The 12,192-nt window shown below is 62.0% G+C and carries 11 protein-coding genes; 5 read left to right on the top strand and 6 right to left on the bottom strand.

Going from position 1 to position 12,192, the window contains the following annotated elements:
- Positions 1–63 precede the first annotated feature (63 nt).
- Positions 64–315: a DUF1344 domain-containing protein gene (locus tag AC1DUU_RS10855; protein ID WP_476783429.1), complete on the top strand. Its 252-nt coding sequence runs from the start codon at positions 64–66 to the stop codon at positions 313–315.
- Positions 316–479: 164 nt separating this feature from the next.
- A complete protein-coding gene (gene msrA / locus AC1DUU_RS10850) occupies positions 480–1,220 on the top strand; it encodes a peptide-methionine (S)-S-oxide reductase MsrA (protein ID WP_476783428.1) in 741 nt (246 codons plus the stop codon).
- 28 nt (positions 1,221–1,248) lie between these two features.
- Here msrA and AC1DUU_RS10845 read toward each other — a convergent pair whose 3' ends face one another.
- The 6 genes from AC1DUU_RS10845 to AC1DUU_RS10820 form a co-directional block, all read right to left on the bottom strand.
- Positions 1,249–2,046 carry a M55 family metallopeptidase gene (locus AC1DUU_RS10845; RefSeq protein WP_476783427.1) on the bottom strand — a complete coding sequence of 266 codons (798 nt, stop codon included), beginning with the start codon at positions 2,044–2,046 and terminating at the stop codon, positions 1,249–1,251.
- A gap of 18 nt (positions 2,047–2,064) precedes the next feature.
- A complete protein-coding gene (locus tag AC1DUU_RS10840) occupies positions 2,065–3,156 on the bottom strand; it encodes an aminotransferase class I/II-fold pyridoxal phosphate-dependent enzyme (RefSeq protein ID WP_476783426.1) in 1,092 nt (363 codons plus the stop codon).
- Between the two features lie 8 nt (positions 3,157–3,164).
- The gene (locus AC1DUU_RS10835; RefSeq protein ID WP_476783425.1) at positions 3,165–4,841 is read right to left on the bottom strand and encodes a serine hydrolase domain-containing protein; all 1,677 of its coding nucleotides are present in this window, start codon (positions 4,839–4,841) and stop codon (positions 3,165–3,167) included.
- A gap of 32 nt (positions 4,842–4,873) precedes the next feature.
- Positions 4,874–5,746 (bottom strand): ABC transporter permease, encoded by an 873-nt coding sequence (locus tag AC1DUU_RS10830; RefSeq protein WP_476783424.1) that lies wholly within the window; start codon positions 5,744–5,746, stop codon positions 4,874–4,876.
- On the bottom strand, positions 5,743–6,780 hold the full coding sequence (locus tag AC1DUU_RS10825) for an ABC transporter permease (RefSeq protein ID WP_476783423.1): 1,038 nt from the start codon (positions 6,778–6,780) through the stop codon (positions 5,743–5,745). The genes AC1DUU_RS10830 and AC1DUU_RS10825 overlap by 4 nt, the downstream gene beginning before the upstream one ends.
- Before the next feature lie 76 nt (positions 6,781–6,856).
- A complete protein-coding gene (locus AC1DUU_RS10820) occupies positions 6,857–8,743 on the bottom strand; it encodes an ABC transporter substrate-binding protein (protein WP_476783422.1) in 1,887 nt (628 codons plus the stop codon).
- 165 nt (positions 8,744–8,908) lie between these two features.
- On the opposite strand from AC1DUU_RS10820, the gene AC1DUU_RS10815 reads away from it, so the two are divergent.
- The 3 genes from AC1DUU_RS10815 to AC1DUU_RS10805 all read left to right on the top strand — a co-directional run bounded on the left by AC1DUU_RS10815 (position 8,909) and on the right by AC1DUU_RS10805 (position 12,012).
- Positions 8,909–9,862 carry a LysR family transcriptional regulator gene (locus AC1DUU_RS10815; RefSeq protein ID WP_476783421.1) on the top strand — a complete coding sequence of 318 codons (954 nt, stop codon included), beginning with the start codon at positions 8,909–8,911 and terminating at the stop codon, positions 9,860–9,862.
- Positions 9,863–10,132: 270 nt separating this feature from the next.
- On the top strand, positions 10,133–11,059 hold the full coding sequence (locus AC1DUU_RS10810) for an ABC transporter ATP-binding protein (protein WP_476783420.1): 927 nt from the start codon (positions 10,133–10,135) through the stop codon (positions 11,057–11,059).
- Positions 11,056–12,012, top strand: coding sequence for an ABC transporter ATP-binding protein (locus AC1DUU_RS10805; RefSeq protein WP_476783419.1), 957 nt, complete (start codon positions 11,056–11,058; stop codon positions 12,010–12,012). Before AC1DUU_RS10810 ends, AC1DUU_RS10805 begins: the two co-directional genes overlap by 4 nt.
- Positions 12,013–12,192: the final 180 nt, after the last annotated feature.

Genomic DNA, 12,192 nt, shown 5'->3' with positions numbered 1-12,192 from the left:
ATATCCGCCTGCCACTGTCGCTCCTGTCTCAGCCAGCCTGGCGAGACGAAACAGGAGTGAAGCATGAAGAAGTTTGTCATTGCCGCAGCGATTCTGACCGTCGCGCCCACCGGTGCATTCGCCAAGGAGATGAGCGCCACGATCAAGAGCGTCGACAAGGCAAAGGACGCGGTTGTCCTGAACAGCGGTCAGACTCTGACACTGCCTGAAGGCATCGAAGCGGAGACGCTGAAGGCCGGCGAGAAGGTCCTGATCAGCCTTGCGACGGATACGGCTGGCAAGACCGTCGTGACAGCCATCAAGCCAGCAAAATAGCCACAACGCATACGAACGGGCGGCCCCTGCTTCACCGCAAGGCAGGGGCAGGGGCCGCTTGATTTTGAGGCGCATTCACTTGCGCGTGACCTGCCTTATTCCTTGTAACAAATCCGCTCCTGCCTTCGTATCTTGTGCAACGGCCCGGCATAGGGAGAACACCGATGACCAAGGCACTTTCAAACGCGAAGATCACCACCTGGCACCGCAAGGCATTTTGGCTTTCAACAGCTGCCGCTGCAGTCGGCGCTTGGGCTTTTGCCGCAGCACCAAGCGCTGCCCAGGAAGGGATAAAAATCCCGGCGCCAGCACTCGACGAACCGGCGCAAGGCGGTTTGGAGGTGGCGGTAGTGGCAGGCGGCTGCTTCTGGGGGGTGCAAGGCGTCTTCCAGCATGTCTCAGGTGTCAAGGATGCCGTCTCGGGCTACTCCGGCGGCGACAGCAACACCGCGCAATACAACACGGTCAGTACCGGCTCGACCGGCCATGCGGAGTCGGTGAAGATCATCTTCGACCCGCACAAGATCAGCTATGGCCGGATCCTGCAGATCTATTTCTCGGTCGCCCACGATCCAACCGAATTGAACCGCCAGGGTCCTGATACCGGCACGCAATATCGTTCAACGATCTTCCCGGCCAATGCCGAGCAGGCGAAAATCGCCAAGGCCTATATCGCCCAACTCAACCAGGCCAGGATCTACGACGCGGCCATCGCGACCAGCATCGAGCCCGGCCGCGCCTTCTATCCGGCCGAGGCCTATCATCAGGACTTTCTGGCCCTGAACCCGACCTACCCCTACATCGTCTATAACGACCTGCCGAAGATCGAGAACCTCAGGCGCCTCTTCCCCGACCGCTACCGCAGCGACCCGGTGCTGGTGTCGGAAGCCAAGGCATCCAACTGACCAAGCTCCGGCTCGCCCTTGGTAGTGCCTAAACGATGAACCGGATCGCGCGCTGGATTTCGAAGAAGTCACTCGCCGTGAAACGCAGCGTGCGCGCAGCGACATGCTCGACGCCGGGATACCAGCTGCCGCGATAGGCCTCGGTCGGATTGGTGTATTCGACGACCAGTTCGAAGCGGTCGGCGAGCTTGGGAAGGCAGCCCTTCAGATCGCCCGACAGCGCCTTTTCCACGCCTTCGCGAATGGCGGCCACCGAGGCCTTCGGCGTCAGCGACCGGGTCGCTGGGCCAAAGCCTTCGCTGGTGGCAACGGTGCCGATGCCAGACACGATCGCCTTGGCTTCGGCACACATGCCTGCATCGCCTGAAAGAAACGCCGACGGTACACCGTAGCGCGCGGCACAAAGGGCATTCAGCGTGAATTCCGACGCTACCTCGCCATTGATCAAAAGGCGCGAAACCGTGCCGGTCAGCGTATGCGCCAGCGGGTTGGTGTCAGTGCCTGCCTTGTTGTGGTAGCCGGTGTAGAGTGCGGCCGAAAAGCTCTTGTCGATGCCGAACATCATGATGTCGGGGTGACCGCTCCAGTCCCTGATGATGCTGACAAAGGCCGGCAGCTTCGACAGGATGAGGTTGCGCCCGGTGGAGTGCGCGTCCTTGACCACCACTTCCTTGGCGCCGGCAGCCTTGGCGCCCTCACAGGCCGCCACCAGCTCGTCGGTCATGTATTCGCGGAACTCTTCATATGCCGCGTGCCCCTTCCTGGCCTCGTCCCAGACAGTGATGCCAGCGGTGCCTTCGATATCGGCGCTGATGAAAACTTTCATGATCGTTCCCTACGGTTTTTACAGAAGCTCGGACATCGACGACAAAAGCCTGTCGATCTGGATTGGAGAATGCTCGGAAAACACCGCGAGCCGCATGGTCGGCACGTCGGACGCATCGGAATAGCCGCCCGGCTGCTGGACCCTGACGATGATGTCGCGCTCGGCGAGGCGATCGCGCATCCGCTCCAGGTCCGTGACGCCCTTGATGGTGACGATCGGCACCGGCGTATCGGCAACCTCGAAGCCCAGACCACGCAGTCCGCTGCGCATATGGCGGACATTGCGCGCCAGATTGGCCCGCTTGTCGGTCGTCTGCAGCACACGCAACGAAGCAGCAGCCGCAGCGGCAAGGCCTGGTGGTGCTGGCGAAGCGCCGCGCATGATCATGGCGTTTTGCGTGATCTTTTTGGCAAGTGCCGCGTCGCCGGGCACAACGCCGCCGAGCGCGCCGAACGCCTTGCTCATCGTGCCGGMAAAGAAATTGCCCTCGCCTTCGAGCCCGGCATGCTGCAACGACCCGCGCCCGGTTTCGCCCAGCACGCCGACGCCATGGGAATCGTCGATGCACAAAAGCGCGCCCTCATAAGGCGCCATCGCCTGCCTGAAGTCGTTGAGCGGCGCAAGCCTGCCGGAGGACGGAAACACCCCGTCGGTCAGCACCGCCGGCCGCTGTTTCGGCAAGACATGACGCGACAATTGCTCGGCGAGATCGCCGGCATCGGCATGACGGAATTCGTGCACCGGCTTGCCCAGCGTCGGGATCGCATCGCGGGTGCTGTAGTGGGTCGCAGCGTCGATGAAGATGAGGTCGAAATCGTCGCGCAGGCCCTGCAGCAACACCAGCGGGCTGGTGTAGCCGGAGATCATGTAGACGACCTCTTCGGTGCCGAACCATTCTCGCAGCCGCTCCTGCAGGTCGGCATAGACCTGCATGTGGGCCAGCGTGCCTGGCCCCATGCCATACTGCCTGGTCGCAGCGCAGGCCGCCTCGATCACCTCGGGGTGGCCGTGCAGGCAGAAGTATGAGGTGCCGCAGTAATAATCGACCTCGCGCCCGCCAATGACCATGCGGGCGCCAATGGGCGATTCCATTTTGAACGGAGCGGTCATGATCCTGATCAGGCCGCCACCGCTTGGGAGGATGCGCGGCGCTCCAAGAACATCGGCCCGACACGGATGCCGCGCTTGCCATTGTCGTCGACGGCATCGAGCTCCAGGATTTCGTCCTCATAGAGCTTGCCATGCATGCGGAACCGCCCTTCCTCCACCGGCTCGCAAGCATGGGTGCAGAAATACTCGATCAGGCACTTCAGCCCGCCATGGCTGTAGGTCAGATAGGTGATGTTGAAGTCCGGACCATACTCGCCGAGATGCGGCTTGATTGCGTCGGGCACAGTCTCGTCGACAGGTGCGTCGATGCGCGTCCAGCTTGCATCCTTCCACACCAGTTTGCCTTGCGCGGGGAAGGACAGGTTCATGTGGGCATAACCGGCACCGCGCCCATAGATGCGGCCGTCGATGACGAAGTCCTTGCCAGCGACGGGGCGGATCTGCAGCGGCACGCCATCGCCCATCAGATAGAGCTTGCCGGCCTTGGCCTTGACCTCGACGACTTCCTTGGTGGCCTCATCGCGGTAGTAGCCGGGCAAGGTTTTGAACTGCTCGTCGGCAATGACCGGCGGGCGCTGCATGCGCTCCAGCGCCTTGCCCATCTTGCGCTCTGAAAGCGCGATGCGCAGGCCGTCGATGCCAAGCCGCGAGGCGATCTGGTTGGCGAAATCGAGCGTCGCAAAGACCAGCACGCCGATGCCGGCGCCCGGCAGGATCAGCATGTGCGAGGCATAGCCGTAGACCGCGCCGCCATGGCCGACCGACTCCCAGCCGTCGACGTCGCCCGCACCGAAGCACAGGCCGTAGCCGGCCATCGACTTGTCCAGGCTGTCGGGGCGCTTGCCGAACGGCGTCCACATCTCGCGCAGCGAAGCAGGCGAGACGATCGAATTGCCCTTGGCATCGAAGCCACCGCGCAGCAGGCACTGCACATAAAGCGCCATGTCGCCGGTGGTGGAAAAGATGTTGCCGGCCGGCGAACCGCCAAGGCTGAACACCGGCGCCGGCGTATCGCCATCGAGCGTCCACATGTCGGCAGGGGCAAGCCGCTCGCGGATACCGGGCCCCATGCCGCATGAGGACTTGTTCATGCCGAGCGGCTTCAAGATGTTTTCGGCGACATAGTCGGAATAGCTCTGGCCGGTCACCACCTCGATGACCCGCCCGACAACGGCGATACCGGCATTGGAATAGTGCATGATGCCGATGCTCGGATCCTGCTTCAGCGTCGAGCTTGCCAGTTCGTTTACCGTATCTTCGAGCGGCGGACGGGTCGCATCGAGATAATGGCCGCTCTTGGGCTCACGCACCAGACCCGAGGTATGCGTCATCAGCTTGCGCAGCGAGATCACCGAACCGTGCGGCCCGCCCTCGGCACCGGCGAACGGGTTGATCGGGTGGAAGCCAGGCAGATAGGTCGACACGTCGACATCGATATCGACCAGCCCCTTTTCAGCCAGCTGCATCATCGCCAACGAGGTGAAGGTCTTGGTGATCGAGCCGATGCGGAAGCAGGTGTCTTCGCCCATGTCGAAATGGCGATCGCTGCGCTGAATGTGGCCTTTGGCCAGGACGCCGTCGCGATCGACGAGCGCGTAGGAAATCGACGGGATCGCCTTGTCTTCGACTTCGTAGCGGATCAGGTCTTCGAACAACTCGATCGAGGCAGCAGACAGAGAAGGCATGGAAAAACGCTCCTTGAATCGCAATGGGGATCTCAATGGGAATGGCGAGGGTCGAGCATGTCGCGCAGCGCATCGCCGACGAGATTCCACGACAAAACGAAGAGGAAAACGGCAGCACCGGGGAAAGCCAGCGTGTACCAGAACTGGAACGGGTTGCCGGGCTGACCGACGATCCAGTTGCGCGAATAGGCGATGAACTGGCCCCAGTCGGCGTAACCTTCTTCGGTGCCGACACCGAGGAAGCTGAGTGCCGACGCCGACAGCACCATCGAGCCGGTGGCCATTGTCGCCAGCACCAGCACCGGGAACATCGCATTGGGCAGGATATGCAGCACGATCAGCCTAAGGTCGCTCGCGCCGTAACTCCTGGCCGCGTGGATGTAATCCATCTCGCGGATTCTCAGGATTTCGCTTCGCACGATGCGGGCATAGCTCATCCAGCCGAAAGTGGTCAGCGCAATCGTGATCGGCCAGATGCCCTTGCCCAGCAGCGCCGTCAGCACCATCGCGGCGATCAGGAACGGCACCGCCATGAACACGTCGACGATGCGCATCAGGATTTCTTCGGCGAGCCCGCCATAATAGGCGGCGACCGCACCGACCACAGTGCCGATCAGTACCGAGATCGCAACGACGCCGAGCCCGATCTTGAACGCCGTGCGGGTGCCCCAGACAACGCCGTAGAAGATGTCGTACTGGCCTTGCGTGGTGCCGAAGAGCGCGTCGCGGGACGGCGGCATAGGCGTTGCCAAAAAGCCGGCGCGCGGCGTGTCGTAGGGCGAAAGCTGGAAGCTCTGCGGTGGCGCCAGAAGTGGTGCGAAGATGGCGATCAGCACGAAAGCCAGAAGGATCACGACGCCCAGCAGGGAGACCGGATTGCGCGCGAGGTAACGAAGAAACTTCATTGCGTCTTCACCCTCGGATCGAGCAGCGGATAGATCAGGTCGACGATCAAGTTCATCACGACAAGGACGACAGCGAAGTAGAGGCCGAAGCCCAGGACCGCCGGAAAATCGAGATTGGCGGCGGTCTTTGCGGCAAACTGGCCAAGGCCGGCGTAGTCGAAGATGGTTTCGGTGATCACGACGCCACCCATCATGACGGCCAGTTCCATGCCGGCGATGGTGGCCACCGGCAGCAGCGCGTTGCGCCGGGCGTGCTTGAGCTCCACCACGCGGCGCGGCAGCCCCTTGGCACGAGCGGTGCGGACATAGTCCTGTCGCAGCGTCTCCAGCATCGAGGTGCGCATCACCCGCGTCATGCTGGCGACGTTKACATAGGTCAGCGTGATGACGGGTGCGGCGAGATGGCGAAGCGAGTCGCCGAAGATCGCCCAATTGCCGTTCAGCAACGCGTCGATCGTGTTGGCGCCGGTGTAACGGACGAATTCTTCGGAGCTTACGATCGTTTGCGCCCATTGGCTGAGCCGGCCGGGCGGGAACCAGTCGAGCGCCGAATAAAAGATCAGCAGCATCAAGAGGCCGAACACGTAGACCGGAAACGACCAGCCGAGGATGGTGAAGATGCGGATGACGTGGTCGGGCCAGCGGTTGAGGTAGATGCCGGCGCGCGAGCCGAGGAATACGGCAAGCAGCAGGCATGGAATGAAGGCCAGGACCACCAGTTCCAGCGTCGCCGGAAACAGCGACATCAGAGCCGTCGACACCGGCTGCCGCGCGGTTTCCGACCAGCCGAGATTGCCGGTCAGGATGCCGCCGATCCAGCGGCCGTACTGGATGTAGAAAGGATCGTTCAGCCCGTATTGCTCGATCATTCGACGGATGCTTTCCTGGCCCCCTTTGAGGTAGTCAGGCGACGGCGCGTAAGCCGCCAGACGCTGCGTCGGCGACAGCGACATCTGCAGCGCAAAGATCATCAATGACAGAGCGAACAAGACGATGGGCAGCATCATCAGTCGTCTGAGTGCGTAATTCAGCACGGGTCCACACGTTCCGATTTCAGGGGAAATGAAGCAGTCGGCACGTCTGACAAGCGTCCGACGTGCCTGAAACCAATCAGTTGTTGGCCTTGGTCACCGGGTAGAAGTCCCAGGCGCCGTAGAGGATCATGTTGTCGACATAGCCATCGATGTTGTTGCGGACGACGACGTAGCCGAAGTCCTCCCACAGGAACTGGGTGGTGGCGTAATCGTACGACATCTCCTGAAGCTTGGCGTAGATCGGCTCGCGCACGGCTGGATCGCTCGAGGCCCAGGCTTCATCCAAAAGCGGCTTGAACTTCTCCGCCATCAGGTCGCGGTAGCCCTGGCCGGCCATGCCGCCAACCAGACCGGTGGGCGAGAGGTAGTAGCTTGCCGCACCCAGCGGGCCGCCCGGATCGGAATAGTCGGGACCCCAGCCCATCACAGTCAGCGGGGCCGCCGGCTTTTCGCGGTTGTTGAGCTTGTCGGACACGGAAGCCCATGGCAGCGCCTGGATCTGCATCTTGAACTTCGGGTTGATGCGCGACAGGCCCTGCTGCAGCGCCGACAGGGAGGCTGTCAGCTGCGGGTAGCCTTCCGTCACATAGGCCGTGAAGGTGAAGCCGGTGTCCCACAGCTTGCCGCCAAACGCCTTTTTGAAGTGCTCTTCGGCCTTAGCGGGATCGTAGCTGTAAATAGGCGAATCCGCGCGATAGCCCATGATGCCGCGCACCGTGGGACCGCGCGACTGGACGGTCTTGCCGAGCAGCACCTGGTTCAGCAGCGCGTCATAGTTCTGCGCATAGTTGAAGCCCTTGCGCACGTCGATGTCGGCGAAGAAATCCGGCGGAATGCCGGCACCGTCCAGCTTGCCGCTGCCGATCGCCGGGTTGTCGTTGTCGTCGAGCGGCCAGGCGAAGAAGATGCCGCGCGAGAACACTTTCTGCAGGCCGTCGATGACCTTGACGCCTTCGGTCTTGCTCAGTTCGTCGATGAACTCGACTGGTGTCGTAACGAAATCGGCGTCGCCTGACAGAAGCTGCAGGCGCCGTGTCGTCCATTCCGGAACGGTGCGCATGACCACCCGCTCAAGCTTGGCGGGGCCCATGAAATAGTTGTCGAAGCGCTTCAGCGTGATGCGACGGTCGGTGCGATCCCACTCCTCGAGCATGAACGGACCGGTGCCGTTTTCCTCGGCAAACAGCGGATTGGCGCCGAGTTCCGGGCGATAATGCTTTTTCCAGTCGTCGCCCGAACCATCCCAGCCGCCAACCGAGGCGACCCATTCCTTGTCGAGGATCGAGGTGCCGAACGGCAACGCGATCACGCCAAGTGTAGCAGGAAACGATTTGGGCAGCTTGAGGGTGACATTGTCGCCATCGACGACGATCTGCKATGCCAGCTGGTCATAGACCTTGCGCAGCGTTTCAGGCGTCGCGTCGTTGACGGATTTGACCTTGCCTTCTGTTTCCACCCACTTGGCGATGTCGGTATACTTGCCTGCGGTGATCACCTCGGTGATCGCGTTCGACATCCATGACTGTCCCTGGAGGATGGCGCGCAGCAGCGAGTAGCGCACGTCCTCAGGCGTGATCTCGCCGTAGCCCGGCTCGATCGCGGCCTTCTGGGCATCGGTCAGCTTGTCGTAATACTCCCAGGTGATCTTGCCGTCAGCGCCCTTGACCCCAACCTTGTGGGCATGGACGCCCTTGCGGATCGGGAAGGTGTAGCTCACCGAGCCGTCGTCGGCCTGCTTGATGAGGCCATTCTCCAGCGACGGCACCTCGGTCGACAGCGACGGCACGAATTCGGAGATCTTAGAGCCGTTGAAGTTCAGCAGCCGGCTGTAGATGTTGAGCGCGCCATAGGAGCTCGGCGTATTGGCGATATAGGCGGGGTCGAACGACTGGATGTCGTCGGTCCACATGAAGACAAATGTTCCGGGGTTCTTGGTCTCGGCCATGGCGGGGGCAACCGTCATGCCGAGCCCCAGGCAAAGGGCTAGGGCTAAGGCTCGTTTCATCATCGTTCCCTTGTGGTGGAGGCGGAAGTTTCTCTTCTCGTTAGGGAAAGGCTAGAAGAGCGCTTGCCGGTCTGTCCAATGTGTAGATAGGATGGACTATGCAAAAGACGCATGAGGCCCGGCATGGAACTGCAATGGCTTGAAGATTTTCTGGAAATTGCCGCGACGCGGAATTTCTCAACGGCAGCCACAGCGCGGAATATTTCGCAGCCGGCCTTCAGCCGACGCATCAAATCGCTGGAGAGCTGGATCGGGGCAGACCTGATCGACCGCAGTACCTATCCGGTGCAGCTGACCCGCGCCGGCAACATGTTTTTGCCTGGCTGCCAGAGGCTGGTGCGGGAGGCCTACCGCCTGCGCACCGACTGCCGCAATGTCGCCGGTGAAAGCTCGGCGATGCTGACCTTCACTTCGCTGCACACGCTGGCGATGTACTTCTTTCCGAAGTGGATCAGCTCGCCGCTGATCTCGCGCATGCCCTTGCGCACCAGCATGCATGCGGCGGATTTCCTCGAAAGCGTCGACCATCTGTGCTCGGGCCAGTGCGATTTCGCCATAACCTATGTCCATCCCGACGGCCCGCCGGTTTTGGAGGGCGGACCGTTCGAATCGCTGCAGATCGGCAAGGATCGGCTGATTTTGGTGTCCGGAACCGACGAAAACGGCAGGGCGCTGTTCGACATCGATGTGCCCGAGAGCACTGAAATCCCTTACCTCGCCTATTCCTGGAGCGACGGCTATATCGGCAAGCTGACCACGCTGATCCAGTCGCGCTGGCGCCGCCCGCTCAATCTCAGCACGGTCTACCAGTCGGCACTTGCGGACGGATTGAAGCACATGGCGGTTGCCGGACGCGGCGTGGCCTGGCTGCCGCAGATCTGCGTCGCCGAGGCGATGAAGCACGGCCAACTCGTCCAGATCGGCGGCCCGCAAATGTCGCTGGAGGTCGAGATTCGCATCTTCAGGCGTGTCGGCGGTAGCAGCCACGATGGCGACGTGTTGTGGAGACACCTCAAGGAATGCGCCGAACTGCCTCAATACAAGAGCGGTTTTGAGTCCACCTTGGACGCGGCCTGACCGTCCAGGCACCTCGAACTGCGTGTCCGGCACGATATGCGAAGACAGGTGGCGTAATGCGTGACACGCATAGTTTTAGCAGCGGCGATCGCGACACGTTGATTTCACTGGCTTTTGCCCGAGATGGACAACGTGTCGTACGCACGAACCGCGCTTCTCACCCTCACAAGCGCGTCGGCAGCCCCGTCCCGGCCTATTGACAGAACGCCGCGCCGTTGCGTTCGATGCCCGTCAACGCAACGTCCATCGTTGAAACGGGTCCATGTGCCGATGATCCCTGCCAAAGCCGCAACACTTGCACTGCCCGAGGATGTCATCCTTTCGGTGGAGGACCTCGAAGTCTCTTTTGCGGTCCGCTCCAAGGCGAACGTGCGCGCCGTGCGCGGCATCTCCTTCACCATCTCGCGCGGCGAGACGGTGGCGCTGGTCGGCGAATCCGGATCGGGCAAGTCGGTCACCGCAATGACGATCATGCGGCTGACCGAATATGACGGCGCCGCCATCACCGGCGGCCGGATATTGATGCGGTTCAAGGACGGCAAGGTTGCCGACCTCTCCAAGCTCTCCGAAAAACGCGTCGAGGCACTCAGGGGTGTCGAGATTTCGATCGTGTTCCAGGACCCCATGTCGAGCCTCAACCCGGTCTTCACCATCGGCGACCAGATCGCCGAGGCGGTGATCCACCACCAGGACAAGACGCCGGCGCAGGCGCGCCAGATCGCGCTGAACACGCTCAAGCTGGTCCGCGTTCCCGATGCCGAACGCCGGCTTGACCAGTACCCCCACCAGCTCTCCGGCGGCATGCGCCAGCGGGTGATGATCGCCATCGCTCTGGCCTGTCGTCCGTCGCTGATGATCCTGGACGAGCCGACCACAGCACTCGACGTGACCATCCAGGCCCAGATCCTCGATCTGGTTCGCGCCCTGCAGCACGAGATCGGCATGTCGGTGCTGTTCATCACCCACGACATGGGCGTGGTGGCCGAAGTCGCCGACCGTGTCTGCGTCATGCTCAAGGGCGAGATCGTCGAGACCGGCTCCGTCTACGACATCTTCGCCAACCCCAAGCATATCTATACGCGCGCCCTGATTTCAGCCGTGCCCAGGCTTGGCAGTATGGCCGACAAGGATGCGCCGGAAAAATTCCCGTTGCTGGTATTCGAGCCCGAGCGCCAGCTCGCAGAGGTCAGCAAATGAACGCGTCCGCCCCGCACAAGGACACTCGCCAGCTGCTGGTCGAAGTCCGCAATCTGGTGACACGTTTCGACCTCAAGGCCGGCCTGTTCGGCCACGTTTCCGGCCGCGTCCATGCCGTTGAAAACGTCTCCTTCGACATCTTCCCCGGCGAGACGCTGGCGCTGGTCGGCGAGTCGGGTTGCGGCAAGTCCACCGTCGCCCGTTCGCTCATGCAATTGGACAAGCCGCGCTCAGGGTCGATCCGCTTCGACGGCACCGAACTGATCGGAGCGCCTCGTCAGGTCGTGGCGCGGTTTCGCCGCCAGGCGCAGATGGTCTTCCAGGACCCGTTCTCCTCGCTCAATCCGCGCATGACCATCGAGCAGTCGCTGATGGATCCGATGCGGGTGCACAAGCTCGGCTCGACCGAAACCATGCGCGCCCGTGCCGCCGAACTCATGGCCAAGGTCGAGCTGTCGCCCGAACACCTTGAACGCTATCCGCATGCGTTTTCCGGTGGCCAGCGCCAGCGCATCTGCATCGCCCGCGCATTGGCGCTCAACCCCCGGCTCATCGTCGCCGACGAGGCCGTCGCCTCGCTCGACGTCACGATCCAGGCGCAGGTCATCAACCTTCTGATGGACCTGCAGCGCGACATGCAGATCGCGTTGTTGTTCATCAGCCACGACATGGCCGTGGTCGAGCGCATCGCCCACCGCGTCGCGGTCATGTATCTCGGCGAAATCGTCGAGATCGGCGATCGCCGCTCGGTCTTCAACAATCCGCAGCATCCCTATACCCGCAAGCTTCTGTCGACGGTTCCGATCGCCGACCCGACGCGCCGCCCTGAGGGACGCCAGCCGATGTCCGACGAAATCCCCAGCGCCATGCGCGCGCCGGATTTCGTACCTATCGAGCTGCCGATGCATCAAATTTCATCGACCCATTTCGTGCGCCAGGTCGCAACAGGCTGACGGCGGTACCATCCAGAGTTCCTCTTCGAAATCAGAGCATTCGTAAATGACCACTTCAAAAGTGTCGCTGGCGGTCGCCCCCGTGGCTGGCAGCGTGACGTCGGATATTGGCAGTTCCTCCAGGCTGAGGATCGAGGGTCTGCGGCGACCAGCGGCCACTGAGCGGCCGACGCCTTATGT

It is taken from the genome of Aminobacter sp. P4_H6_2, assembly GCF_056400805.1.
This window is presented reverse-complemented; position numbering and strand designations above follow the sequence as displayed.